This is a genomic window from Candidatus Cardinium hertigii (assembly GCF_003176915.1).
GTDB lineage: Bacteria > Bacteroidota > Bacteroidia > Cytophagales > Amoebophilaceae > Cardinium > Cardinium hertigii_A.
Genome location: NZ_CP029619.1, coordinates 540450 through 565277, shown reverse-complemented (window position 1 = coordinate 565277; position 24828 = coordinate 540450). Strand labels below are relative to the sequence as shown.

Below are 24828 nucleotides of genomic sequence, written 5' to 3'. Positions count from 1 at the left end.
CTTGTTACGATGGGCATCATAATGGTTATTTGTTGCATATACCTTATATTATAATTTCGGTCATGCTTTTTTACATTATCATTGTATAATACTATATAGTATAAATATAATCTGCGTTACCTGATGCAACGGCTATTGTAGAAGGTTCTTTTTACAACAATGTTGATACATAAATGTAAATTATTTGGTTTTATAGCATTATATATCGTATACTTAATTGTGATTAAGCTATAGTTGTTGTATCATAGGCTATAGTTATACAAAGCTAATTTTTTGTTATTCACCAATGACATTATTCAATAATTTACCCCTTGTAATGGTAATGGCTTTTTTGCTATTGACCCTAGTAGTAGGATTGTATTACAGTAGAAAAGTAACTGCTTTTCGGGAATATGCCATAGGCAATAAAGACTTTGCTACGGCGACACTGGTGGCAACTATGTTGGCCACTTCCTTTGGTGGAGGAGGGTTATTGCGTAGCGTGGAACAAACCTATGCACAAGGGCTTTTCTGGATACTATGGGGTTTCTCTGCTTCTGTCGGTTTTTGGATATTAACTCCTTTGATGCTCCGCATGGGGCCTTTTATGCAGCATTTCTCTTTAGCAGAGAGTATAGGTAGTATCTATGGTAGACTGCCTAGATTCGTTACTGCTTTGGTTTCTATCATTCAAGAAACTATCATAGTGGCTATACAAATTATTGCTATTTCCATGGCTATTGAAATATGTATGAATTTAAGTAGTAGCAATAACATGATGATACAAACTAGCATAACGGTAATAGCTACGCTTATACTTATCCTCTATTCCATGTTTGGGGGCATCCGCTCGGTTACTTTTACGGATGTATTACAGTTTATAACTTTTACTGCTGTCATTCCCTTGGTAGCCTGGTTTATATTTAGGGCAACCAACCAATCAATGGTGGAAGTAACCTCCATTTTGCACAAGGAACCCAAATTTCAGTTGGGTAACTGTTTGCATATGGATAAACTATTGGGGATAGTTGCCTTGTTTTTAACCAATTTAGCTTCTTTTATTCAGCCCACTACGGTACAACGGATCTATATGGCTTCTAGCCCTATACAGGCTAGGAAATTGTTTCTATATTCTGGTATTTTTTCTATGGTAATAGATGGATTCATGACTTTAATAGCACTTTTCCTTTTTGTCAAGGCACCCACGTTAGCCAAGGATCAAATTTGGCCCTATGTATTTGAAAACACTCCTGTTATTTTAAAAGGGTTTATTGCCATTAGTTTACTGGCTATGGCCATGTCTACGGCTGATTCTAGCTTAAATGCATGTGCCGTGATGATAAGTCATGATATAGTAGGTGGTGTACAAGTTAAGAGGGTAATAACAGATAAGCATAAACTTGTATTAGCTAGATTAACTGTTTTAATAGTGGGTATCTGTGCTATGTTATTGGTCTTTCGGGAAAGAGATTTATTGGAATTATTAAAGTTTATTTTTGATTTTTCTGTTCCTATTGTAACTGCCCCTTTTTTTTTGGCTATCTATGGCTTTCGTGGAAGTTCCCGTACGGCTTTAATAGGCATGTTGACTGGGGTATTAGCTATCTTAGTCTGGAAACAGTGGGTTGAGCCCAGAATAAATATAGATGGTGCCTTTCCTTCTATGCTGGCCAACGGCTTAGCGATGCTAGCTGCCCACTACCTACTACCGCAACCAGCAGGAACCGGCTGGGTGCCTCCTGATAAGATCTACCAACAAAGACAGCAAGAAAGGGCAAGAATAAAAAGGCGCAATAAGCAAGAAAGGCAAAACTTCTTTTTAAAAGCGCAGCTAGCAAAATTTAAACCGTCTAGAACAGGGTTGTTGTTATCAGGTATTTATTTACTTGTTATAGGAGTTGCTACCTTTGGCTATTGCTATGATTATAGCCAAAGTCTATACAGCTATAGCTTATTGCTATTGCCTTGTATGGGTTTGCTCTACATGGGATGTTCCGTCTATGGCTACCAGACTATTCCAGATGGGGCAATAGGCAAATATTGGTTTTTTAGTTTGTTAACTTCCCTTCCCATGCACCTTTTGCTGAATTGTTGTTTAACGGACGAACTTTTAGTCCCTTTAGTTTTATTTTTTACCCATGGAACGGTTTTACTATGGGCATTACCACTCTACTGGAGCCTAAGAGGCGTACTTGTTACGATGGGTACCATGATGGTTATTTGTTTCTGCAAATCAACCATACTATGGCCTTCTCCTATTATACTATTTTCCTTGCTGGTAGCGGGTTTATGTCTCTTAATATGGATTGTGTATGTTAAACAGCAAAATAGGATTCAACAAGAACGGGTAGCCTATTTCCTGCAAAAACAAGCTACACAAGAAGCCTATGAACTAAAAAAATTAGCCTATAGTGAAGAACTCCCTACTGCTTCTCCCCAAAATACCTTAGCCCAGGAGGGAACTATTTTAGAAAAAGCCATCCAAAATGTTACGCAATCTATTGCCTTTGTAAACAGTACTATCCCCTTCCTCAAGGAAGACTTCCAAAGCATCATCGATAAATTTGCAGAATGGGCTTACTATTTAAAGCAGCGGGCCAAACGCCAAGACCAGCTCCTTTTACAACCAAGCATTATCCTGTTAGAAGCGCTTATCGATGCAGGAGAGGTAGCCTACCAAAAAGAAAAAGGCTACTTACCTGGTTTATGGATAGAGGAATCCGTAAATATACCTACTACCATGCTAGGCGATAGGGAGCAGTTGGTACAACTCCTGTTCCTGGCTTTTAGTTATGTAAGGCAATCCAGCGTTTCCTTTCGTTTCCCTATTACGCTACAGCTGCAGCTTACCCAGCTGCGCTACAAAAAAAGAGAACCGCTTGAAGCGGATGGAGATCCTGCTTGTATCACTTTTCCTGCGTTGGCGTTGGTATTGCATACAGAAAATAAACAGATCCCCCTGCCTACCCTACAAGCAGTATATGACGTGGAAAGCCCTGCCACTACCCAACCAGTGGATCCTTTTGTATCTCCGCAAAAGGTAAACTTACATAAAGAAAATTTAGCATCGATTGTGCATGCGCACTATGGGCTTCTGTTGTTGCCGCATGCAGAACAGCTGATCTGCCTACTCCCGCTGGATGTGTCCCAAGTAAGAGAGGAGATGCTAGCACTTTCCTTACCGAGGGAAGCGGGTACGCAGGAGGAAGCCTCTATTACGCCCCATGAAAAGACCGCATCGTTAGCAAGATTGTCGTCGTTTCATGATTGGATTCCTTCCTTTGAAAGTATAGATCCTTTCCTTATTGCAGAGATACTGCTCTTATTAAGGCGCTGCTATGGATTTAAACGGCATGCATCGGGGCAGCTTTTTTATGTACGGGCCGTAGGGATTGCCGAGTGGGTAGCTGCTTGGACAGATGGCCATGCTAAACTGGTTTATGCGACGCTGCTGTATGATTTGGTCCGCTATACCCGCCTGCCGCTTTCCTATATCAAAGCCAATTATCATCTAATCGTTTACTGTTTTGTAGAAAATACAATTGCTATCGATAGCCGGAAGCGTTTAGAGGAATCGCTGCTGGCTATTACCAACCGCTTGAAGGAATCCTTGCAAAAAGAGTATTTTTCTGTACTCTATGTGAAGCTGGCAGAGCGGCTATACGATTTAAAACATGCTTCCGGTTACAAAGATCCTACCATTGTACAAGCCATGGCCAAAGAAAGTTTAACCATCGATGTGGAGCTGGCCCAGCGCTATGGAGAACCAGGTATGGCTATCCTCTTGAAACAAGCAGCGGAGGAAGCATTGGCTGGTGCTAAGCCTACAGAACCGATTTGAGGGATTATTGATATACTTCAGGAATTGCTACTTGTTCATAGAAAAATGGAATACCTAGCATAAAAAGAATGTACTGTAAAGAAATTATATAAAAAGACACATAAACAAAATAAACCACTTATTATTTAAATTAAAACATATTAAATATTGGCTTTTTCCTTCCTAACCAAAACATAAGCTGTCTAACATTTCTATATAAAACTTTTTATCTTCATTCAGTTTTTATAACATTTTTTATACATAAATGTAAATTTATTGGTTTTATGCCAATAAATTATGTATACTTATAACTACGGTTTAATAATCTGCCATTTATAAATGGTAATGGTTTTTTTGCTACTGACCCTAATAGTAGGATTGTATTTCAGTAGGGAAGTGATTATCTTATGGACATATGCGCTAGGAAGTAAGCTGTTTATTACAATCCCGTTGACTTCTTAAATATAAAACAAGGAGAACAAAATATGGAAATAACCTACACCTCTTGTCCAAGCCATGCAGATGTTGACTTTTTAACCGATCGGCTTAATCAGGAGGCCCATCCGTTTCAAGCCATTACTCCTTTTGCTTTTTTGTAAAGAAGGCTAAACATGAGTCAATTATAGCTGGGTTAAATGGGCTTCGGATATTTGGCTTGCTGTACATTGACCAACTATGGGTCGACCCTGTCTATCGGGGTCAAGGGTTAGGTCGACAATTAATGGAACAAGTAGAACTACTGGGGCGTAAAGAACAATGTAGTATGCTAACGGTTGCTACCCATGCGCTTGTTAGGCGCACAAAAATTTTATGAAAAACTTGGCTATATGGTCGATTTTGAAAGGCATGGCTATACCAACCAATCCAGTTGTATCTATTTAATGAAAAAATTATGATGGCCTCATTATACCATAATGCCCCTATCCTCATAGTAATAGCCTTCTTGCTATTGACGCTAACAGTAGGAATTTACTTTCATAAAAAAACAACTACGCTACGGGAATACGCAGTAGGTAATAAAAAATTTGCCACAGCTACTTTAGTAGCTACCATGCTGGCTACTAAATTTGGAGGGGATAATATGCCACTAGATGTAGTAGAAATTCACAATCGGGGTATTAACTGGATATTTATAGCTCTATCCACCAGCGTACCCTTCTTATTGCTTAGCCGTTTGGTATTGCGCATGGGACCCTTTATGCAGCATCTCTCCATGCCTGAAACTATAGGCAGTGTGTATGGTACCTATCCTAGAATAGTTACGGTTTTATCTTGTATTTGTAATTCTATTGCTGGGATAGCCCTTGAAATTACCGTAATCTCTAGAGCAATTGCAATGTGCATACCATCATGTGCTCCGCAAACTATACAATATATGACACTACTCGCTACCGCTGTTTTAATCTTCTATTCTTGTTTTGGAGGGATTCGTTCTGTTACCTTTACGGATGTACTACAATTTATAACTTTTACACTTGTCATTCCTTTTTTAGCGATCTTTATGATCCAAAAAATAAACAAACCTTTTTCCGATATCATTCCTTTTTTACAGAGTCAACCGCAATTTCAACTAAGTAGTTTATTCCATTGTAATACCAGATCAATTTCTACCCTTTCCATGGCTCTATCGCTTTCAGTAGTATATATGGAACATTCTAATATACAACGTATTTACATGGCTTCAGATGTGCTGCAGGCACAACGGGTTTGTCGTTATGTCAGCATTTTTAGTTTAATTATAACAGTTTGTATTATTTTAATTGGCATAGCTGCTTTTATAGCTGCCCCTACTTTGCCCAGTACGGAAATCTGGACCTATATCATGCAACATATTCCACCCTTCTTTAAAGGATTCCTTGCCATTAGCTTATTGGCTATGGCTATGTCTACGGCAGATTCTGATTTGAATGCTTGTTCCGTTATAGTCAGTCACGATGTATACGGAAGTTTACAGCATGTAAAAAGGATAGCTGTTCTATCTCCCCTACTCTTGGCTAGATGCGCCACTATTGTAGTAGGTCTATCCGCTATGTTCTTGGCCTTTAAGTATAATAATTTATTGGAATTATTGCGTTTACTGATTAATTTCTTTGTGCCGGTTGTAACCGCTCCTTTTCTCTTGGCGGTGTATGGGTTTCGCGGCAGTTCCCGTACAGCGTTAATCGGAATGGCTACTGGTATAGGTGCTATTCTAGCTTGGAAACAGTGGATTGAATCCACAACGGATATCGATGGCTCTTTTTTTTGCATGCTAGCCAACGGCTTAGCCATGCTAGTTGCCCACTACCTACTGCCACAGCCAGCAGGAACCGGTTGGCTACCTCCTGATAAAATTTACCTACAGAGGCAACAGGAAAAGAAAAGAATCGCAAGACGTAATAAAAAAGAACGAACTATTTTTTTCACAAAAGAAAATTTAGCCAAGCTGAAACCCAATGCAATTACATTGGTATTAGTAGGGATTTACTTAATTGTATCTAGCTTAGTTAGCAGCTGTTATTACAACGCGCAAAAGACAGTATGGGCATGTATTCCCTTTTTTATGTTAGGGGTTGCTCATATAGGCTATGTAGCCTTCTTTGCTAACAAAATCCCAGATGAAGCAATAGGCAAATATTGGTTTATAAGTGTATTAGTTGGATTCCCTTTCCATCTCCTCCTTAGCTGTTGTCTTTGCGAAACACTTTTAGTTCCCTTTATTTTATTTTTTACCCATGGAACGGTTCTATTGTGGACACTTCCGTTCTATTGGAGCCTAAGAGCGCTAGCTATTACGACAGGGGGTATGCTAATAGCTATTTGCTGTTGTAAAGCAACGGTAGTATGGCCTGATCCTATGATAGTATTGCCTTTGGTAGGAGTGGGCTCATTTCTAGTAATGTCAGTTGTGTATTTTAAAAAACAAAATAGAATTCAGCAGGAACGGGTAGCCTATTTCCTGCAGAAACAAGCTACACAAGAAGCCTATGAACTAAAAAAATTAGCCTATAGTGAAGAACTCCCTACTGCTTCTCCCCAAAATACCTTAGCCCAGGAGGGAACTATTTTAGAAAAAGCCATCCAAAATGTTACGCAATCTATTGCCTTTGTAGACAGTACTACCCCCTTTCTCAAAGAAGACTTTCAAAGCATCCTAGATAAATTTGCAGAATGGGCCTACTATTTAAAGCAGCGAGCTAAACGCCAAGACCAGCTCCTTTTACAACCAAGCATTATCCTGTTAGAAGCGCTTATCGATGCAGGAGAGGTGGCCTACCAAAAAGAAAAAGGCTACTTACCTGGTTTATGGGTAGAGGAAGTCGTACATATACCCGATACCATGCTAGGCGATAGGGAGCAGTTGGTACGGCTTCTCTTCCTGGCTCTTAACCATGTAAGGCAATCCAGCGCTTCCTTTCGTTCCCCTATTACGCTACAGCTGCAACTTACCCAATTGCGCTACAAAAAGAGAGAACCGCTTGAAGCGGATGGATCCCCTGCTTGTATCTCTTTTCCTGCGTTGGCGCTAATATTTGTTGGAGAAAAAAGCATGCCTACCCTACAAGCAGTATATGACGTAGAAGACGCTTCCACTACCCAACCAGTGGATCCTTTTGTATCTCCGCAAAAGGTAAACCTACACAAAGAAAATTTAGCATCGATTGTGTATGCGCACTATGGGTTTCTGTTGTTGCCGCATGCAGAACAGCTGGTCTGCCTACTCCCGCTGGATGTGTCCCAAGTAAGAGAGGAAATGCTAGCGCTTTCCTTGCCAAGGGAAGCGGGTACGCAGGAGGAAGCCTCTATTACGCCCCATGAAAAGACCGCATCGTTAGCAACATTGTCCGCTTTTCATGATTGGATTCCTTCCTTTGAAAGTATAGATCCTTTCCTTATTGCAGAGATACTGCTCTTACTGCGGCGTTGCTATGGATTTAAACGGCATGCATCGGGGCAGCTTTTTTATGTACGGGCCGTAGGGATTGCCGAGTGGGTAGCCGCCTGGACAGATGGCCATGCTAAACTGGTTTATGCGACGCTGCTGTATGACTTGGTCCGCTATACCCGCCTGCCGCTTTCCTATATCAAAGCCAATTATCACCTAATCGTTTACTGCTTTGTAGAAAATACAATCGCTATCGATAGCCGGAAGCGTTTAGAGGAATCGCTGCTGGCTATTGCCAACCGCTTTAAGGAATCCTTGCAAAAAGAACATATTTCTGTACTCTATGTGAAGCTGGCAGAGCGGTTATATGACTTAAAGCATGCTTCCGGCTACAAAGATCCTTCCATTGTACAAGCCATGGCCAAAGAAAGCTTAACCATTGACGTGGAGCTGGCCCAGCGCTATGGAGAACCCGGTATGGCTATCCTGTTGAAGCACGCAGCGGAGGAAGCATTGGCTGGGGATAAACCTACAAAACCGATTTGATGAATTAGCCTTAATGGCTCTTTAAGGGTATTTATATATTGCGTGTAATATAACTTTGATCATACCCCTCTTACCCTATTGCATAATAGCAGCTATGCACTACCTCATGCAACAGCTACTGTATCAAGGTCCTTCCTGCAACAATGTTGATACATAAATATTTGTTTTTATAACAGTAATAGTGTATATTTAGTAGCGATAGTTGTAAAAAAGCTAATTTACTTTTTTATTATTCATAATGAAACTATTCAATAGTTTACCATTTGTAATGGTAATGGGCTTTCTGTTACTGACCTTACGCTGATACCAGGACCAGAAGAAAGCACAGAACCAAGAGTATATATTCCTCCTGAACCACCAATCCCAATCATTTTTATAACTCTTCCTCCCTCAGAAGGAACCATATCGTTTCCAGCAATTCAAATGCCTACTAAAAAAGAAGGAGAAAAATATTTAGAAGGACACATAAAAAGGATAGCTGCTTTATTAGGTATGACTCCAAAAGAAGCTGAAGAATTGAAAGAAGGAGCTCAAAGAATGAAAAAATGGATTAAAAATGAGATAGATTCTTGTATAAATTTTATTTTCCCCAAAAAAGCAAAAGAAGAAGCAGCAAGAAGAACAGCAGAAGAAGAAAGAAGGAAGGCAGCGTTTTGGGAAGAATATAGGAGGGAAAGAGCGGCGATAGCAAAAGAAGAAACAATGGACTAGTTCTGTGCGGGAATGGGCATGGTTAAATATAAGATTTTAAAACAGCTTATCATTAGGAAAGACCCTTTTATTTTTTGTAGCCTTTCGGAACGGACTATTAGCAGATTCAATGCTATTGATGGTATAAATAATCCTCTGGCTATTTTAAGATAGTTGGATCTTTCTTTTTTGGTTGCATAAGTGTAATGGGTTTTTGCTAATATAGATAACAACAAAAAACTTTTTACTCAATTTTTTCAAAAGACCCAGCCGTTGGTTTATTGGATTTATTATGTTATTTAGTTTATTTCTGTTTTGATCCGGATAAACTTGTTGTAGTTGCTTGTTACAACTGCAAATAAAAAAGAGCTATGCTCCCTCAGAAATAATACGCGATTGGGCTTTTTGTATAAAGACTTAAAGGGAATGTGCTCACTTTTAGGCAAAAACTTAAAAGTCTATTGCAATACCCTATCTACAAACGTACGACTAGCGTTAATGTTGTATAATTTGGGAGGTCCTTAAACGGAAATTATACTTTATCATAAGAGTATCTATTATTCTTTGTATTTCAGTATGAAATATTTTTGTTTTATTATTTTTATAAGCCTGTTTTTCTTCTTCACTTAACTTATGATTTTGAATAATTTTTTTGTATATGTAGGGGCTTATATTCATATGTTCAACAAAAAGGCTGTTTATACCTGTATCAGCTAGTTTTGAAAAAATATTTTCTATTTTCTTAGGGTATAAATAGAAATGTGGCAAAATAGGTCCTATAAATGCATAGGTTATAAATCCTTCTTTTTTTAATTGTGCTAGTGTTTGTAGCCTTATGGATACCTTTGGTGCATTCAATTCTAATTGATCCGTTAGCGTATCATCGCTTGATGTAATCGTTAGGCCTATTTCTTTATTATCAAGTTGAGCAAGCAGATCCGTATCGCGTAATACCAATGGAGACTTTGTAAGCACACTTATCCTTCCAGGGTATTTGGCTTTAGCCAATACTTCTAACAATCCTCTAGTCAATTGATAACGCTGCTCTATAGGTTGATAAGGATCTGTTACAGAGGATAATAATATGGATCGTTGCTTTTTAGTATTATCTAGTTTTACAATAGTATCCTTTAGTAATGCAACTGCATTTTTTTTAACATAAATATATTTCCCCCAGTTTGCTATAGGCTGCTTAACAAATCTTCCCATAAAACTAGCATAACAATAGCTACATCCATAGGTGCATCCTATATATGGATTAATAACGTAGTCCGTATCTGGAAGCTTAGAAGCAATGAGCATATTTCTTACTTCTATTTCTTGTTTGTGCATATGTCATATGGAGAAAAACAGGATACAATCATAGGAAGTGTTTTTATTTTGCTCCAACTATTACCTATTGGGTGAAATTTTGTATAGCGAAGCAATCTAGCGTTAGCCTCCTGCATGCACATATAATGGATCCTGTGTATCAAATATTCTATCTATTTTCTTTTCTTTTCTGGAAGCTAAGAAGGCATGTATCTTACACTGTCCAAAGTTTTCATTTTGACGGCGTAAAAAAACTTTAGCCTTTTCTTGCGCTAAAATACTTTCTAGCGGTTCTTTTAAAAGATTTCCAAGAATCCAAACATCATCCAATGGTTTCCCCCTATTATTTATTGCCCAAGGAGATGCCAAAAGCGTTTCGTCTGGCATTAAGCCAAAAGATGTTCGTACTGCATCACATGGATTTATCTTTAATGTATCTTTATAGTCATCGTCAAAAAACTTTAATGCGCATTGTAGCTTTATTTTTGGATAGCCATATTCTTTCTCTAGTAATTTAAAGATGTTAATGGCTTGCCTATATTGTTTCGGTGTAGGCGTTGTTTCAGTTAAATTGTGCCCTCTACCAACTGAAAAAAAACGCATAACTAAAAGCGTATCTATGTTAGCTTCATGTAAATGCACATATAATTTTTTAAGTGCTGCTTCATCGTTAAGGTTATCACTGGTTAATGGGATCTCAGCCCTAATTTTCATACCAAGTTCTTTATATTTTCTACCCCACACTAGGTTACTAGTAGCATATTGTTTGGGCCGCTCCTGATTTATAATAGAGGATGCTCGGTCATAAGTAATATTTAATTCTCCTATGAAATCTATTATTTTAGAGGGATCAACACGTGCTAGGCCTGCACCTGTAGCGGTCATAGTTATATTATTACGTCCAAACATTTTACTCGCCTCCTTTATTACTTCAAGATTTTCGGATAGAGCCATTGGATCACCACCAGAAAAATCAATCTTGCTATCGAACGCAGAAAGATGCGCTAAAATGGTAAGCTTTTCTTTCAGATTTAGTTCTAATCCTTGTGTTTGTCTAAACGTAAGTGCTTGATCAAATATCGATAGCTCTTTTCTTTTAGGAATAACATCTATTTTAGTAAGTCCCTTAGAAGCAATATAGATGTTATCTCCCTTGCTCCTAACATGTACGGCATCCACGCAACATATTGGACAATCCCACATACATAATAAGGTAGTATTCCAAATGATATCTATTTTCTGTTTCATTATGGTTTGGTTTAATGGCCTTTATTTTTATGAAAAAATAGCAAGGCAACAAAAGCAGCTAAGGTAGGAATAAGCATAGAAAGTGCAAATCTTGTGCCTGTCATTATTTGTATGCTTTGCTGAGAACAAAAAGCAATCGCATGCATAACAGCTACGCAAAACATATTACTAAACTCTCTGAATTGATAAACTAAAGAAGAAACGGTTCCTTGTTGTGCAATGGGAACTTTATTTAGAATGACTGTCATTCCCACTGAAAGAAGGATAGAAATAAAAAAACTAATTATAAATCTGCTTACGGTTAACAAATGGATCGTATGATAATAACCAGCACAACCTATTAGTAAATTCCCTAGGATAAGCATAACTAAGGAAGTTCTTATTATCTGGGTTGTTCTAAATCGCTTTTGAATATAGCTACTTAAAAACGAAACAAGTATGCTAGGCGCAATGGTTATGGTAAGTAAGATGCCACTTGCTGCTGGATTAAGGTTAAAAATATGTTGTAAGGCAAAAGATACGATATAGGTGGAAGCCATTGTAATCTGCATAGAACAGAGCACCATTGTATATACAAAGAGTGACGCCCGTTTAAACAACGTAACATCCATAATAGGCCATGAGCAGGTACCCAAATGCTTTTTTAAAAAAAGCAACGAAATAACAGCAACCAATCCCCATAACAAAAAGATGGAATGCGATAGGGTGCTAATACAAAAAATGCTGCTTAAAGATAATACAGCCATTAATAGGGCTCCTAGGTAATCTATTTTTTCAGCTATTTTTTTTTCAGAAGTTTTACAGTCAGGCGTATAAATAGCAATCAGTAAAATAAAAAGGCTAAATATTCCGCCTATCCAAAACACCCATCGCCACCCTAATAGCGCACATATTGTTCCAGCCACGCCTGGTCCAACTATTAAGAATAGGGTAGTAATACCCATAAAATAGCTAAATAATATATCATTAGCCTTTCTTTTTCCTTGTTTGATAAGTACATAAGATTGGGGCAACAGAACAGCTGCACCAAAACCTTGTAACATTCTTCCTATAAAAAATGGGAAGAATGTTGTCGATAGCGCAGCTATGCTATTACCTAATAAGAAGGATAGTAAAGATAACCTAACAATAGGCATTCTATTACAAATGTCTGTTATTTTACCCAATAGGGTCATAAAAATTGTAGTTATAACGAATGGGATATTAATAATCCATTGTTGATCATTTGCACTAAGAAGCATTTCTTCTTGAATGGAAGGCAACAATAAGGATATACTATTCTGGGATAGGGACAGTAGTAAAAATATAAGATTGGCAATTATAAAATTGCCATGTGCATGAACAAAGGAAATCATATATTCCGTTTTTTTATTATATATTTTTTGATTTGCAGTGCATGTGCGATTAATGCAGAAGCGTACATAATATATTTTATATCTTTTAGCAAAGAAAATAGAACCATTCCCACTATGCTACCCCATACATGTCCCATAGCTTCCGCATATCTGACCGTTTTTCTACCATATTTTTTACCAAACATCGTATCAATATCAAATATCGTTCCGGCAAAAGGACTAGCTAAAACCCAGCAAAAAATAATTATTTCAGCTCTATCACTATACAATCCGCAAAGAAATAAAATGAAGGATAGTATGAAATGGCCTACCATAAAATTATGATACGGTGATGAAGCAATATTTACCTTGGGTATCAATACGTAAAAAATCCATCCCGCTGCAAAAAGGTACCCCCCATATAAGAATAGCTCCTTATTTGCTAAGCAATATACTATCCTATATACGAGAAAATAAACGTAACAAAAGTAATGAAGATGATGAATGAATATAATGGTACAAGCCGCATTCCACTTATATCGTTCTACTATGTTTTCTTTACCATTCCATGGTGTAATAACTGCTAATGCATACAAAGCAATAGCTGCGCAAATCGTGCTAGGTAAACTTAAGAACGGAGCACATACAAACCCTGTAATTCTAAATATTCTTTTTTTAAAATCTGTAGTTTGTAGCCTATATTGGGAACGCAATGCTTGTAAACACATGGTCATTGTAGCATTGCTTAAGCATATGAACCAAAATAACCCTTCTTTAGCAGACAACCCTATATTTAATATACAGAAAGATATGGAGGCTATACCAATAGAGCAAATAGATAATTTGTTTAGGTTAAAAGGATTTGGCACGAGGCTTCCTATTTGATAGAGGAGCCCTAAGCTAGTTATGCTTATAATAATAAATTACATATTTTAATAAGCTAGTTTAGTTCAAATAAAATACAATATAATCGGCATGGCTTTTTTATATGCTATTAATGGGATTTCGGGTACCCCCAGACAAAAAATAACAGATTTTATAGCAGAATATTTTAAAAAAAAAGAAAAAAAAGTAACTCGCATAGCGGATCCGAAAGGATCTAACTATGGAAAGCTAGCTAATAACATAGTTGTGAATCATGCTATCACGCTATCTGCTTTTACAGAAGCTTTGCTTTACCTTACTTGTAGTAAAGAAATATTTGATCAGATTGATTGGCATAACCACGATATAGTAGTCTCTAAAGGTTCCTTTTTAGAAACCTTTGGCTATCCCAATCAGCTAGCTGATTGGGAGCTGGAAGAGGCTAGGAAGTTCTTTTTTCTATTTTCTAAACATATAAATCATACCTATCCCTTGCTTTCTATTATACTTACGGAGGATTACATAGCAGCGGAAAAACGTGCTGGCAAAAAATTTGAATATAAGGATGCGCAAGAAAAATATTTAAGCGATTCGAATCGTTTCTTGCGTATTAAAGAACATCCTATTATGCAAGAGATAGGAATCCAGTTAGTGAATGTGGAAATAAAAAGTAGAGATCCATGGAAAGTATTTCAAGAAGAAATAGAACCTATTTTGTAGCTAGAAACCCTAATAGGGTACGTTATGAATTATAATTATACTAAAAGTGAATAACTGTAAGTTATTCATAAGAGGAGAACACCGTAAAGCACTAAATTTTATCACTGCTTATGAATGAATTAGTATTAAAATCATCAGAAGTAGTAGCTAAAATTTTTATATACTTTATGTATCTAACTATAGTAAAATAAATAGAAATACTATGGTACAAATAGTTATTATTTTCCATAGGAAGTGTTCAATAAACGCTATCAGTCTCCCACTTCATCAGCTCCTTCCTCAGACTTCAAATGTAGAATATAGAAGTTGAAATTTAATCAGACAATTGTTTTAAATTATAAGAATATAAATAACAATTGTTATGAACTTACATTAAAAATCATCAAACGAAACTAGGGTTGTTGGAGCTAGTGAAAACCTTAGGGAACCTATCATGACTAATAGAGTAGATGCTACTTTGGGTCACTTGAAAAGATTGTGTAAAAATTTTTTTGTTGTTATATATATTCCCAAAAACATATTACACTTATGCAATCAAACAAGAAAGATAAAACCTAAACTGTAAGCAGCGATGGATGTATAGTTAGGATACAGAGCAGGTTTATCGATTATATTTGTTTGCTCAAGGTAGTCCATTAAAGATTTTAACCAAAATATAGTAGAGTGAGCCCTAAAAGCTGAGCTAAAAAATTATTTAAGCTATAGATATAATACAGTTTAAGCATGTCTATAAGTCCAATTTATTTTAAAACAGGACCAACAATGGGGTAGGAATTATTGGCAGTTTGGGTTCCTTTTCGTTGTTGGGTATTTCCCTCATAACTTTTTATAATATATTTATTGTAACTTTTGCTGTTGGGTTCCTTTTTTATGCGTGATTTTGTTAAGTAGAGTATGGTACAGCAAACGAAAGATATATTAGAAAGCATCAGTTCGTCAGAGTATCAGTACGGTTTTGAGAGTAATATCCCTGTAGATACGATCCCGAGAGGCTTAACAGCGGATACCATTCGGTTGATTGCTGAGCGGAAGCAGGAGCCAGCTTGGTTGTTGGATCGGCGGTTACAGGCTTTTCATTACTTTATGCAATTAAAAGCACCTACTTGGGCAAAAGTTAACTATCCCCCAATAGATTATCAGGCTATTATTTATTATGCGGAACCCAAACAGAAAGTAAAATTAAACAGTTTAGAGGAAGCAGATCCTCTACTTTTAGCTACCTTTCAGCGATTGGGCATCTCCCTAGAGGAGCAGAGAAGGCTGGCAGGCGTAGCGATGGATATTGTATTAGATAGCGTTTCCGTTGCGACTACTTTTAAGGAGACGTTAAACAGGTTAGGTATTATTTTTTGTTCCTTTAGTGAAGCAGTGCAAGAGCATCCTGAATTGGTACAGCGTTATTTGGGTAAGGTAGTGCCTATGACGGACAATTATTTTGCTGCGCTTAATACCGCTGTGTTTAGTGATGGTTCTTTTTGTTTCATTCCCAAGGGAGTGCATTGTCCCATGGAGCTTTCCACCTATTTCCGTATCAATGCAGTTAATACAGGGCAATTTGAACGTACGCTCATTATCGCAGAAGAGGACAGTTATGTTAGCTATTTAGAGGGGTGTACGGCCCCTATGCGAGATGAAAACCAATTACATGCTGCTGTAGTAGAAATTTATGCAGCGAAAGGTGCCCATGTAAGGTACGCTACCGTTCAAAATTGGTATCCTGGCAATAAAGAAGGTGTAGGAGGCGTGTATAATTTTGTTACGAAGCGAGGACTTTGTGCCGGGGCACATGCTAAAATTTCTTGGACCCAAGTGGAAACCGGCTCAGCCATTACCTGGAAATATCCCAGCTGTATTTTAATGGGGGATCATTCAATAGGAGAGTTTTATTCCGTTGCCGTTACCAAAAATAAACAGCAAGCGGATACCGGAACAAAAATGATTCATATTGGGAAACATACAAAAAGTCGTATTGTATCCAAGGGCATTGCGGCGGGGTGCTCTAGCAATAGCTATAGGGGTCTTGTTAAGCTTACAGTTGCAGCGGCCCATAGTACTAATTTTTCTCAATGTGATTCACTATTAATAGGAAACCACTGCGGGGCCCATACTTTCCCTTATATAGAAGTAAAAAACCCAACGGGGCAGGTTGCGCATGAAGCTACTACTTCTAAAATTAGTGCGGATCAGCTTTTTTATTGCAACCAGCGTGGTATTGAGCAGGAGCAGGCTATTGCGCTTATTGTGAATGGTTACTGCCGAGAAGTTTTGAAGCAATTGCCCATGGAATTTGCAGTAGAAGCACAAAAATTACTTGCCTTAACGTTGGAGGGGAGCGTGGGCTAGGTTTGGTTAATCCAGTAAGAAGTATTACCTTCGAGTATAGTTTTAAGTGGTGCTATATATTACTTAGAGAGTAGATGAGATTGGGGTTGTTTGGTATTGACGAGAGGTTAAAATCCAATGTAAGCATGCGCGGTGTTGTAAGAATTACCGCACAAAAAAACTTACGCAACAAATAAACGGCAACTTAGCTGTTCTCAACGCTCGCCGTCGCAAGAGCTTCGCCCTTCTAGATGAAGAAGAGGAGGAAGGATTGCGTATGGCTGCTTAATCGATAGATTAAGGGGTGTTTGTCCTGCTGGCTTTCGTACTATGGAGTTAGCATCAGGGCATCGGTACATAGGACTGCGGCAGCTAGTGGCGTGATAGCTGTTTAAGTATACTAACGCATAAGCGTAACATGAGGTACGTTGCTGACCTTGGTTGCGTCGAAAATAAACAGCAACTAAGCATGTAGAAAGCGTTGAGGTTTGCTTATTCGGACGAGGGTTCGATTCCCTCCAACTCCACTTACTATTGCCCAATGGTGGGCGTAAAACGCGTAGTATAAAAAATTACAATTGAAAAGAAATCCCGCTACTACGGCTGAAAAATAAGAGGTTCGCTTGTTAAGTTTGGCCGTTTCTTAGAAGAAAAAAACAACAAAGTGGCACGTCGTTCTATTGCTATTGAACTATTTTATACTGCTATTCAGGAGGAAAAATATTTTCATACAGGTTTTTTAAGAAAGCCAACTGGTATAAATGGAGAGATCCTAGCGACTTGGTTATACCCGTTAGCAGATAAAGTGTTGTTGCAATTACCTGCGCTCTTTGTAGAAAGGAATCATGTAAAAGTACCTTATGTTATTCAGCGCAGCATACCCCTTACGGAAAAGCAAAGCGTATTAACGCTCAAAGGAATTTCCTCTAAAACAGAAGCCTATTGGCTGCGCAATCTCCCTCTTTTCCTTCCCCTTCCTCTGCAGCCTACAGAGGAGTCGTCCGCTGAGCTGGCAGCTATAGTAGGTTATGTAGTAGAGGATCAGCTATTGGGTCAACTTGGTAAGGTAGAGAGCATACATTGTATGCGGAATAAATATGTTGTTTCCCTAACCTATAAAGGTAAAGAGCTGTTGATCCCTTATGAGGCACCTTTTTTAGTGGATGTGAACGATAAACAGCAAACCATTACAGTAGCTTTGCCAGAAGATTATCTAACAGTTATGCTATAGGGAGCGGGTAGATGTTGTAGGCAATATTGGCTACAGCGGGACAGTAACTATTGGCTAGGTGTTTTTCTATGATAAATAAATTCCCTATATTGTGAATGCATTGTTCTTCTTAAAGAAGGTTGAATAGGCACACTACCTCAAATTTTCTTTTTAGTTTAGAAGCGGGAGCTTTGGGGTTAGTGGTATTGATAGCATTAATTTTTTTTCTTTATTGAACCATGATTGGAATTATAGGGAAAAAGATTGGGATGACCAGTCTGTATGATGGAAAAGGGCATAAGCAGGCCTGTACCGTCATCCAAGGGGGGCCTTGCGTAGTTACACAGCTTAAAACGCTTTCTGTAGATGGCTACCAGGCTGTTCAACTAGCGTATGACGATAAGAAGGAAAAGAATACGACGAAGCCTCTTTTAGGTCATTTTTCCAAAGCTTCTACTACACCGAAGCGAAAGCAGGTTGAATTCAGCTATGCTGATGAGGCATGGCCACAGCAGCTGGCATTGGGTCAGCTGGTTCGTCTAGCGGATATTTTTGAAGAAGGTGAGTTTGTTGATGTGGTGGGAAGGTCCAAAGGAAAGGGTTTTCAAGGCGTTGTGAAGCGGCATGGATTTAGTGGAGTGGGTGGTCGTTCGCATGGTCAGCACAATCGAGAGAGGGCGCCTGGTTCTATTGGTGCCAATTCTGATCCCTCTCGTGTATTTAAGGGTATGCGTATGGGAGGAAGAACAGGGGGTAATAGAGTAAAAGTAAAAAACCTCAAGGTTATGAAAATATTACCAGAAAAAGATTTAATTGTGCTTTGTGGGGCAGTGCCTGGTGCGCACAATAGCTATGTAATCTTGGAAAAATAACATGGAGCTATCGGTATTAAAATATACAGGAGAAGAGACGGGTCGTATGGCTGTATTGCCCCCGGAGATTTTTGACATTGAGCCTAATGAACATGTGGTTCATTTAGATGTTAAGTCTATCCTAGCTGGTAAGCGTCAAGGGACGCATCAATCCAAGGAACGCGGTGCGGTTAGTGGTTCCAGAAGAAAGATCAAACGCCAAAAAGGAAGCGGTACCGCTAGGGCTGGTGATATCAAATCCCCTTTATTCAGAGGAGGGGGGCGTATTTTTGGTCCTAAGCCAAGGAATTATGGATTTAAATTAAATGCTAAAGTGAAGAAGCTGGCTAGGAAATCCGCCCTTACCTATAAAGCAAGAGCTCGTACGATTGCTGTATTGGAATCTTTTTCTTTTGAGCAGGCTAAAACAAAAGCCTACCTAGATTTCCTACAGAATCTCTCCTGTTTGGATGAACGGACACTGCTATTGCTGCCTAGTGTGGATAAAAATATTGTACTATCCAGTAGGAATATTAAAAAGGCAAAAGTATGCTGCGTAGATCATGTAAATACATATGATTTATTACAGGCAGCCAAGTTGTTAATTGTTGAGAGTGCTATTGAGCCTATGGTAAGGAAATTAACCTAATAGAAATGAGCATTTTAAAAAGGCCATTGGTAACAGAAAAAGCATCTTTACTGAATAAGCGGGGCGTATATGGTTTGATAGTAGATAGCCGCTCCAATAAAGAGCAAATACGGAAGGAAATTGAACGTTTTTATAGCGTTAAAGTGGATAGTATACATACCATGCGTTATGCAGGTAAAAAAAGAATAAAACGTACAGCTGCTTTTGTTGCAAAGGGGAAGCGCCCTGCCTATAAAAAGGCGTTTGTAACGTTAAAAGAAGGTGGAAGTATAGATTTTTATAGTAATATTGTATAACTTTAGCAGGTCAACTGCGTGTGTTGCGTCGAGGGCTGTTCGGGCTACTCGATAGCAGCTATAGGAAAGAAAAGTTGCTAATTTTTCAGGAGGGAAAAACGCCCTTTCATGTGTTAAGTGTTATATAGTGCAACTGTTTAATGGATTGAGCATTTGTTATGCCATTGTTAAAAAAATTAAATCCGACTACGCCAGGTCAGCGATTTAGGGTAGCCCCTAGTTTTGCTACAGTTATTACGACTAATAAGCCTGAGAAGTCTCTTTTAGGGAAGGCTAAGCGCAGTGGTGGCCGTAATAACCGGGGTCGGATAACAGTTCCCCATAGAGGAGGGGGACATAAGCGGCGTGCCCGTTTAATTGATTTCAAACGTCAAAAGTTTGAAATACCTGCCGTAGTGCACTCTATTGAGTACGATCCCATGCGTACGGCTTATATTGCATTGCTGCATTATGTAGATGGGGCAAAGGCTTACATATTGGCTCCAGAGGGGTTACAGGTAGGTGCCCGGGTGATGGCTGGTTCAGGAGTTCCCATACAGGTTGGGAATGCCATGGCGATGAAAGATATGCCTTTAGGTACCATGATTCACAACATTGAATTAAGTCCAGGGCGTGGTGCTGCGCTGGTTAGAAGTGCTGGTGCCAGTGCGCAATTGCTTTCTAAGAGTGGAAAGTATGTTACCATTAAACTGCCTTCTGGGGAGCGGCGTTTGGTATTAGATCGCTGTATGGCTACCATTGGGTCTGTTTCCAACAGTGCGCATGTGCATGTTACGATGGCAAAGGCAGGTCGCAGCCGTTGGCTTGGTAGAAGACCTCGTGTTAGGGCAGTAGCTATGAATCCTGTGGATCATCCGATGGGCGGAGGAGAAGGAAAAGCTTCTGGTGGTCATCCTAGATCTTCTAAGGGGCTCTATGCAAAGGGTAAAAAAACGAGAGACCGGCATAAATATTCTACTAAACTGATCGTTGGTAAAAAGAAACGGTAATGGGCAGATCTATAAAAAAGGGCGCTTATGTTGCCCATCATTTACAGCATAAGATAGATAGGCTGAATGAATCCAATAAGAAAACAGTAGTAAAAACCTGGTCTAGGCGTTCTACTATTACACCTGATTTTGTGGGGCATACTTTTGCCGTGCATAATGGCCGTAAATTTATTCCTGTTTTCGTTACAGAGGCAATGGTAGGGCATAAGTTAGGCGAATTTGCTTTAACTAGAATGTTTAAAGGACATACATTTAAAAAAAGATAAATTGAATTATGGAGGCAGTAGCAAAGTTAAAGTATCTTCCTATATCTGCGCGTAAGGTAGCTCTATTGGCTGATCTTGTTAGGGGTAAGCGCGTATCGATTGCTTTAGCTGCTTTGCAAAACTCTCCCCAGCAGGCTGCCGTACAGTTGAGAAAACTGTTGCTTTCTGCTATGGCCAACTGGTATGCGAAGCATAGCCATACTGCTGTAGAAGAGGCTCCTATGGTTGTAAAGAAAATAACAGTAGATAGGGCAGGTATGCTTAAAAGAATCATGCCCGCTCCAAGGGGTGTTGCGCATAGAATTAGAAGGCGTTCCAGTCATGTTGTTGTGGTTGTAGGCAGTCAGGTAGAGCAGTTTGCCATTGGATAGGCTGGCCATTTATAAACAATCCGAAAGGTAAACGATAATGTTGCATAGCATCATACATACAAATAGATAATTATGGGTCAAAAAGTTCATCCTATTGGGTTTAGGCTTGGGTTTATTCGGAAACCAGATGCCAGTTGGTTTTCGTCGAAAAAGGATTATGCGGATAATTTAATGGAAGACCATAAGATTCGTATGTATTTGGATGTTCGGCTTGCCAGGGCCAGTGTTGCAAAGGTATTGATAGAGCGTGCGGGAAAAAAAATTACCATTACGATTCATACGGCGCGACCTGGTTCAGTTATTGGGAAGTCAGGTACAGAAGTAGATAAGCTAAAAGAGGCGCTTAAGCAGTTGACCAACAAGGAAGTCGAAGTCAATATAGTAGAGATAAAGCGGCTAGATCTAGAGGCAAAGTTAGTAGCCACTCAGATTGCGCAGCAAGTGAGGGGGCGTTTGCCCTTTAAGCGTGTGGTTAAGCAAACCATTGCAGCTGTTATGCGTTCTGGTGCAGAAGGCGTAAAGATTAAAATAGCTGGTAGGTTAGATGGTGCTGAGATGGCTAGGTCAGAGCAGTTTAGGGAGGGAGCCGTACCGCTGCATACCTTGCGCAATGATATAGATTATGCTATAGTAGAAGCGCATACTATTTATGGTAGAATAGGCATTAAGGTATGGATTGCGCGGGGAGAAGTTACGCTACCCGTCGCGGGACCGCTCATAAGTAGCGTGGATCGCATTAAGCCAGGGAAAGTGTTGCCTGCTAAGGCCTGATTTTAGGCGGTTAGGCATAGTAAATTTTAACAGGAGGCTAAGCGCAATATAGGTAGTGTCTTGGCGGATTTTTCAAAGAGGTAAGCCTAAGTAGAAGCGATGTTAACTTTTGTATAGATAATAATTGACATGTTACAGCCAAAGCGGGTACGCTATAGAAAAACACAGAAGGGGAAAATAAAAGGATTATCCATGCGGGGTAATACCTTAGAATTTGGTACCTTTGGGATAAAAGCATTGGAACCTTCCTACATTACTGCTCGGCAAATTGAGGCAGTGCGTGTGGTTATGACCAGAACAATGAAACGTCAAGGGCAGGTTTGGACACGTATTTTCCCAGATAAGCCCTTAACCAAGAAGCCAGCTGAGGTTCGGATGGGTAAAGGAAAGGGAGCACCAGATAGTTTTGTTGCGGTTGTGAAGCCTGGTAAGATTCTTTTTGAATTAGATGGAGTTTCGGACGAAGTAGCAGCGCACGCCATGCGTTTAGCGATGCATAAGCTACCGATTAAGGTTTATTTCATTAAGCGTAAGGATTATGATTCTGCGCTTGTATAGCTAACGGTGGTAAGTTAAGGAAGATCGCATAGGCAGCAGTTGGCTATGGAATGTATAAAGTTGAGTGGTTTATTTTTGTTTTTATTGTAATGCAATATAAAGATATTCAAGCGCTTTCTTATGAAGCAGGCAAGGCTAAGTTGCAGGAAACGGTAGATTATTTTCTAAAGTTAAAGTTTGCGCATGCCGTTTCACCTATTGAGCAACCTATGAAAATTAGGCAGGCTAGGAAGCTTATTGCGCGGTTAAAGACGGCGCAGCGGGCTATTGCCCTTAGGGATTCCTATGAAGCGGTAGAAAAGCAATGTCATGTTAAGAAATAAAAGAAAAGAAAAAATAGGAAGGGTAACAAGTAATAAGTCTGATAAGACGATAACAGTTGTTATGAATGCTAGGATGATTCATCCCGTTTATGGTAAGTTTGTTAAAACTACCACTAAGTTTATGGCGCATGATGCAGCTAATGCATGCCATGTGGGCGATTTAGTAAAAATTATGGAAACGCGTCCTGTAAGCAAGCGCAAGCGTTGGAGATTGGTTGAAATCATGGAGAGAGCTAAGTAAGGAAGATGATACAGCAGGAATCAATAGTAAAAGTAGCGGACAATAGTGGTGCCAAGACGGCGCTTTGTATTCGTGTTTTAGGGGGTACGCGTAAGCGTTATGCCCGTGTAGGAGATAAGATTGTGGTAACGGTAAAATCAGCCAATCCCTCTAGTACCCTTAAAAAGGGAACGCTTTCTAAGGCGGTGGTAGTTCGCGCGCGAAAAGAAAAGAGGCGTAAGGATGGATCTTATATTCGCTTTGAAGATAATGCGATTGTTTTGATTGACAATAACAATGAGCCAAAAGGGACTGGTGTTTTTGGGCCTGTTGCACGTGAAGTGCGGGATAGAAAATTTATGAAGATAGCCTCTTTGGCTGATGAGGTGCTATAAATATCATGCGTAAAACAATACAAAAAAGAAAAAAACTCCCCATTCGTACAGGCGATCGGGTAAAGATTATAGCGGGAAAGCATAGAAACGAACAAGGTATTATCTTACGCGTATTACCTAGCGTACAGCGTGCTTTTGTGGAGGGTATAAACCTAGTAGCGCGACATCTTAAGCCATCTGCTAAGAACCCTAAAGGTTCCATTGTACGAAAAGAGGCTTCATTACACATTAGTAATTTGATGCTAGTGGATCCAGGAAGTGGGTTACCTACCCGTATAGGGAGGAAGTACAATGGAGCAGGGAAGTTGCAGCGGTATGCTAAAAAAACGGGAAATTTTATAGAAAATGGGCAAGCCTAGGTTACAAGAAAAATATTTTAAGGAAGTAGTTCCTCAGCTTAAGGCGGAGCTTGGTTATACCTCTGTTATGCAAGTGCCCAGGTTGCAAAAAATATGCATCAATCAGGGATTGGGGGAGGGTGTAGCCAATAAGAAGTTAATTCAGTTAGGAATAGAAGAGCTAACTGCTATTACTGGTCAGCGTGCGGTTGCTACGTATGCTAAAAGAGCGGTATCTAATTTTAAGTTGCGGATAGGGATGCCTATTGGCGTAAAAGTTACCCTACGCAGTCAGTTAATGTATGAATTTCTTGATCGCTTGATCGCCATTGCATTACCACGTATTAGGAACTTTTGGGGGTTACCTACTGCTGGGTTTGATAGCAATGGTAATTATACCATAGGCATTCAAGAGCAAATTATATTCCCGGAAGTTAGTATTGATAAGGTTGCCAAAGTGGTCGGTATGAATGTAACTTTCGTTACGACTGCTCAAGATAAGGCAATCGCCTTACAGCTTTTGAAAGCTTTAGGGATGCCCTTTAATATGGAAAAAGGTTAAGTAAGTAGGTTATGGCAAAGGAATCAGTTAAGGCAAGAGATAGGAAAAGAAGGAAATTAGTGGATAAATATGCTGTAAAGAGAATCCTATTCAGGGAACAAGGAGATTACCTTGCACTGGATAAATTACCTAAAAATGCTTCTCCTGTTAGGTTACGGAATAGGTGTCGTGTAACCGGGAGGGCCCGTGGCTATATAAGAAGGTTTGGCATTTCTCGATTGGTATTTAGGCAGTGGGCCCTAGAGGGAAAGCTGCCAGGGGTACAAAAAGTTAGCTGGTAATAGCGCGGAATCTTTGGTTCATACGTATTGTTGGTTCATTTCTATTTGT

At 39.2% G+C, this 24828-nt stretch carries 26 protein-coding genes, 1 other RNA gene and 1 pseudogene; 23 read left to right on the top strand and 5 right to left on the bottom strand.

Annotation, left to right across the window (positions count from 1 at the left end; genetic code table 11):
* Positions 1-286 precede the first annotated feature (286 nt).
* From DK880_RS02220 to DK880_RS02210, 3 genes and pseudogenes are all read left to right on the top strand, one after another.
* Positions 287-3820 (top strand): sodium:solute symporter family transporter, encoded by a 3534-nt coding sequence (locus DK880_RS02220; RefSeq protein ID WP_109997200.1) that lies wholly within the window; start codon positions 287-289, stop codon positions 3818-3820.
* Positions 3821-4412: 592 nt separating this feature from the next.
* Positions 4413-4613 (top strand): annotated as a pseudogene (locus DK880_RS05685) (GNAT family N-acetyltransferase); the annotation flags it as partial.
* A 78-nt stretch (positions 4614-4691) separates the two neighbouring features.
* Positions 4692-8210, top strand: coding sequence for a sodium:solute symporter family transporter (locus DK880_RS02210; RefSeq protein WP_162534121.1), 3519 nt, complete (start codon positions 4692-4694; stop codon positions 8208-8210).
* Between the two features lie 248 nt (positions 8211-8458).
* On the opposite strand, the gene DK880_RS05180 is transcribed toward DK880_RS02210, so the two are convergent.
* Positions 8459-8614 (bottom strand): hypothetical protein, encoded by a 156-nt coding sequence (locus DK880_RS05180; RefSeq protein WP_162534120.1) that lies wholly within the window; start codon positions 8612-8614, stop codon positions 8459-8461.
* Between the two features lie 19 nt (positions 8615-8633).
* Here DK880_RS05180 and DK880_RS02205 point away from each other — a divergent pair, with 19 nt between their 5' ends.
* The gene (locus tag DK880_RS02205; protein WP_109997198.1) at positions 8634-8921 is read left to right on the top strand and encodes a hypothetical protein; all 288 of its coding nucleotides are present in this window, start codon (positions 8634-8636) and stop codon (positions 8919-8921) included.
* A gap of 474 nt (positions 8922-9395) precedes the next feature.
* Here DK880_RS02205 and DK880_RS02195 read toward each other — a convergent pair whose 3' ends face one another.
* From DK880_RS02195 to DK880_RS05175, 4 genes are all read right to left on the bottom strand, one after another.
* Positions 9396-10232 (bottom strand): SPL family radical SAM protein, encoded by an 837-nt coding sequence (locus DK880_RS02195; protein ID WP_109997197.1) that lies wholly within the window; start codon positions 10230-10232, stop codon positions 9396-9398.
* A gap of 102 nt (positions 10233-10334) precedes the next feature.
* Positions 10335-11459 carry a radical SAM/SPASM domain-containing protein gene (locus DK880_RS02190; protein WP_109997196.1) on the bottom strand — a complete coding sequence of 375 codons (1125 nt, stop codon included), beginning with the start codon at positions 11457-11459 and terminating at the stop codon, positions 10335-10337.
* An 11-nt stretch (positions 11460-11470) separates the two neighbouring features.
* The gene (locus DK880_RS02185) at positions 11471-12814 is read right to left on the bottom strand and encodes an MFS transporter (protein WP_109997195.1); all 1344 of its coding nucleotides are present in this window, start codon (positions 12812-12814) and stop codon (positions 11471-11473) included.
* A complete protein-coding gene (locus DK880_RS05175; protein ID WP_162534118.1) occupies positions 12811-13128 on the bottom strand; it encodes a hypothetical protein in 318 nt (105 codons plus the stop codon). The genes DK880_RS02185 and DK880_RS05175 overlap by 4 nt, the downstream gene beginning before the upstream one ends.
* Positions 13129-13297: 169 nt before the next feature.
* On the opposite strand from DK880_RS05175, the gene DK880_RS05170 reads away from it, so the two are divergent.
* The 19 genes from DK880_RS05170 to rpsN all read left to right on the top strand — a co-directional run bounded on the left by DK880_RS05170 (position 13298) and on the right by rpsN (position 24779).
* On the top strand, positions 13298-13678 hold the full coding sequence (locus DK880_RS05170) for a hypothetical protein (protein ID WP_162534117.1): 381 nt from the start codon (positions 13298-13300) through the stop codon (positions 13676-13678).
* A gap of 90 nt (positions 13679-13768) precedes the next feature.
* Positions 13769-14377 (top strand): hypothetical protein, encoded by a 609-nt coding sequence (locus DK880_RS02175; protein WP_109997193.1) that lies wholly within the window; start codon positions 13769-13771, stop codon positions 14375-14377.
* An 894-nt stretch (positions 14378-15271) separates the two neighbouring features.
* Positions 15272-16720, top strand: coding sequence for a Fe-S cluster assembly protein SufB (sufB, locus tag DK880_RS02165; RefSeq protein WP_109997191.1), 1449 nt, complete (start codon positions 15272-15274; stop codon positions 16718-16720).
* A gap of 82 nt (positions 16721-16802) precedes the next feature.
* Positions 16803-17229, top strand: a transfer-messenger RNA (tmRNA) gene (gene ssrA, locus DK880_RS02160).
* A gap of 134 nt (positions 17230-17363) precedes the next feature.
* Complete coding sequence (locus DK880_RS02155) at positions 17364-17930, top strand: ribosome maturation factor RimM (RefSeq protein ID WP_109997190.1); 567 nt, start codon at positions 17364-17366, stop codon at positions 17928-17930.
* 218 nt (positions 17931-18148) lie between these two features.
* Positions 18149-18781, top strand: coding sequence for a 50S ribosomal protein L3 (gene rplC / locus DK880_RS02150; RefSeq protein WP_109997189.1), 633 nt, complete (start codon positions 18149-18151; stop codon positions 18779-18781).
* Between the two features lies 1 nt (position 18782).
* A complete protein-coding gene (gene rplD, locus DK880_RS02145; RefSeq protein ID WP_109997188.1) occupies positions 18783-19409 on the top strand; it encodes a 50S ribosomal protein L4 in 627 nt (208 codons plus the stop codon).
* Between the two features lie 5 nt (positions 19410-19414).
* Positions 19415-19705: a 50S ribosomal protein L23 gene (gene rplW, locus DK880_RS02140; RefSeq protein WP_109997187.1), complete on the top strand. Its 291-nt coding sequence runs from the start codon at positions 19415-19417 to the stop codon at positions 19703-19705.
* Between the two features lie 158 nt (positions 19706-19863).
* Positions 19864-20694 (top strand): 50S ribosomal protein L2, encoded by an 831-nt coding sequence (gene rplB, locus DK880_RS02135; RefSeq protein ID WP_109997186.1) that lies wholly within the window; start codon positions 19864-19866, stop codon positions 20692-20694.
* Positions 20694-20960, top strand: coding sequence for a 30S ribosomal protein S19 (rpsS, locus tag DK880_RS02130; protein ID WP_109997185.1), 267 nt, complete (start codon positions 20694-20696; stop codon positions 20958-20960). Before rplB ends, rpsS begins: the two co-directional genes overlap by 1 nt.
* 8 nt (positions 20961-20968) lie before the next feature.
* The gene (rplV, locus tag DK880_RS02125) at positions 20969-21331 is read left to right on the top strand and encodes a 50S ribosomal protein L22 (protein WP_109997184.1); all 363 of its coding nucleotides are present in this window, start codon (positions 20969-20971) and stop codon (positions 21329-21331) included.
* Between the two features lie 72 nt (positions 21332-21403).
* Positions 21404-22102: a 30S ribosomal protein S3 gene (gene rpsC / locus DK880_RS02120; protein ID WP_109997183.1), complete on the top strand. Its 699-nt coding sequence runs from the start codon at positions 21404-21406 to the stop codon at positions 22100-22102.
* 129 nt (positions 22103-22231) lie between these two features.
* Positions 22232-22660 (top strand): 50S ribosomal protein L16, encoded by a 429-nt coding sequence (gene rplP / locus DK880_RS02115; protein ID WP_109997182.1) that lies wholly within the window; start codon positions 22232-22234, stop codon positions 22658-22660.
* A gap of 89 nt (positions 22661-22749) precedes the next feature.
* Positions 22750-22983: a 50S ribosomal protein L29 gene (rpmC, locus tag DK880_RS02110; RefSeq protein WP_109997701.1), complete on the top strand. Its 234-nt coding sequence runs from the start codon at positions 22750-22752 to the stop codon at positions 22981-22983.
* Positions 22970-23224 (top strand): 30S ribosomal protein S17, encoded by a 255-nt coding sequence (rpsQ, locus tag DK880_RS02105; RefSeq protein WP_109997181.1) that lies wholly within the window; start codon positions 22970-22972, stop codon positions 23222-23224. Before rpmC ends, rpsQ begins: the two co-directional genes overlap by 14 nt.
* A gap of 5 nt (positions 23225-23229) precedes the next feature.
* Positions 23230-23598: a 50S ribosomal protein L14 gene (gene rplN / locus DK880_RS02100; RefSeq protein WP_109997180.1), complete on the top strand. Its 369-nt coding sequence runs from the start codon at positions 23230-23232 to the stop codon at positions 23596-23598.
* Between the two features lie 5 nt (positions 23599-23603).
* The gene (rplX, locus tag DK880_RS02095) at positions 23604-23957 is read left to right on the top strand and encodes a 50S ribosomal protein L24 (RefSeq protein WP_109997179.1); all 354 of its coding nucleotides are present in this window, start codon (positions 23604-23606) and stop codon (positions 23955-23957) included.
* Positions 23944-24498, top strand: a complete 555-nt coding sequence (rplE, locus tag DK880_RS02090; RefSeq protein WP_109997178.1) for a 50S ribosomal protein L5 — start codon at positions 23944-23946, stop codon at positions 24496-24498. Before rplX ends, rplE begins: the two co-directional genes overlap by 14 nt.
* Before the next feature lie 11 nt (positions 24499-24509).
* Complete coding sequence (gene rpsN, locus DK880_RS02085) at positions 24510-24779, top strand: 30S ribosomal protein S14 (protein WP_109997177.1); 270 nt, start codon at positions 24510-24512, stop codon at positions 24777-24779.
* The last annotated feature ends 49 nt before the right edge of the window (positions 24780-24828 follow it).

Excerpts from the sequence above, each read along its gene's own strand:
- rplE (WP_109997178.1), top strand. The coding sequence starts at position 23,944 with ATGGGCAAGCCTAGGTTACAAGAAAAATATTTTAAGGAAGTAGTTCCT.
- rplD (WP_109997188.1), top strand. The coding sequence starts at position 18,783 with ATGGAGCTATCGGTATTAAAATATACAGGAGAAGAGACGGGTCGTATG.
- rplC (WP_109997189.1), top strand. The coding sequence starts at position 18,149 with ATGATTGGAATTATAGGGAAAAAGATTGGGATGACCAGTCTGTATGAT.
- DK880_RS05175 (WP_162534118.1), bottom strand. The coding sequence starts at position 13,128 with ATGGTAGGCCATTTCATACTATCCTTCATTTTATTTCTTTGCGGATTG.
- sufB (WP_109997191.1), top strand. The coding sequence starts at position 15,272 with ATGGTACAGCAAACGAAAGATATATTAGAAAGCATCAGTTCGTCAGAG.
- DK880_RS05170 (WP_162534117.1), top strand. The coding sequence starts at position 13,298 with ATGAATATAATGGTACAAGCCGCATTCCACTTATATCGTTCTACTATG.
- DK880_RS02185 (WP_109997195.1), bottom strand. The coding sequence starts at position 12,814 with ATGATTTCCTTTGTTCATGCACATGGCAATTTTATAATTGCCAATCTT.
- rpsN (WP_109997177.1), top strand. The coding sequence starts at position 24,510 with ATGGCAAAGGAATCAGTTAAGGCAAGAGATAGGAAAAGAAGGAAATTA.
- DK880_RS02195 (WP_109997197.1), bottom strand. The coding sequence starts at position 10,232 with ATGCACAAACAAGAAATAGAAGTAAGAAATATGCTCATTGCTTCTAAG.
- DK880_RS02220 (WP_109997200.1), top strand. The coding sequence starts at position 287 with ATGACATTATTCAATAATTTACCCCTTGTAATGGTAATGGCTTTTTTG.
- rplX (WP_109997179.1), top strand. The coding sequence starts at position 23,604 with ATGCGTAAAACAATACAAAAAAGAAAAAAACTCCCCATTCGTACAGGC.
- DK880_RS02175 (WP_109997193.1), top strand. The coding sequence starts at position 13,769 with ATGGCTTTTTTATATGCTATTAATGGGATTTCGGGTACCCCCAGACAA.
- rplN (WP_109997180.1), top strand. The coding sequence starts at position 23,230 with ATGATACAGCAGGAATCAATAGTAAAAGTAGCGGACAATAGTGGTGCC.
- DK880_RS02210 (WP_162534121.1), top strand. The coding sequence starts at position 4,692 with ATGATGGCCTCATTATACCATAATGCCCCTATCCTCATAGTAATAGCC.
- DK880_RS05180 (WP_162534120.1), bottom strand. The coding sequence starts at position 8,614 with ATGGTTCCTTCTGAGGGAGGAAGAGTTATAAAAATGATTGGGATTGGT.
- rplW (WP_109997187.1), top strand. The coding sequence starts at position 19,415 with ATGAGCATTTTAAAAAGGCCATTGGTAACAGAAAAAGCATCTTTACTG.
- rpmC (WP_109997701.1), top strand. The coding sequence starts at position 22,750 with ATGCAATATAAAGATATTCAAGCGCTTTCTTATGAAGCAGGCAAGGCT.
- rpsS (WP_109997185.1), top strand. The coding sequence starts at position 20,694 with ATGGGCAGATCTATAAAAAAGGGCGCTTATGTTGCCCATCATTTACAG.
- rplV (WP_109997184.1), top strand. The coding sequence starts at position 20,969 with ATGGAGGCAGTAGCAAAGTTAAAGTATCTTCCTATATCTGCGCGTAAG.
- rplB (WP_109997186.1), top strand. The coding sequence starts at position 19,864 with ATGCCATTGTTAAAAAAATTAAATCCGACTACGCCAGGTCAGCGATTT.
- DK880_RS02190 (WP_109997196.1), bottom strand. The coding sequence starts at position 11,459 with ATGAAACAGAAAATAGATATCATTTGGAATACTACCTTATTATGTATG.
- rplP (WP_109997182.1), top strand. The coding sequence starts at position 22,232 with ATGTTACAGCCAAAGCGGGTACGCTATAGAAAAACACAGAAGGGGAAA.
- rpsQ (WP_109997181.1), top strand. The coding sequence starts at position 22,970 with ATGTTAAGAAATAAAAGAAAAGAAAAAATAGGAAGGGTAACAAGTAAT.
- DK880_RS02205 (WP_109997198.1), top strand. The coding sequence starts at position 8,634 with ATGCCTACTAAAAAAGAAGGAGAAAAATATTTAGAAGGACACATAAAA.
- rpsC (WP_109997183.1), top strand. The coding sequence starts at position 21,404 with ATGGGTCAAAAAGTTCATCCTATTGGGTTTAGGCTTGGGTTTATTCGG.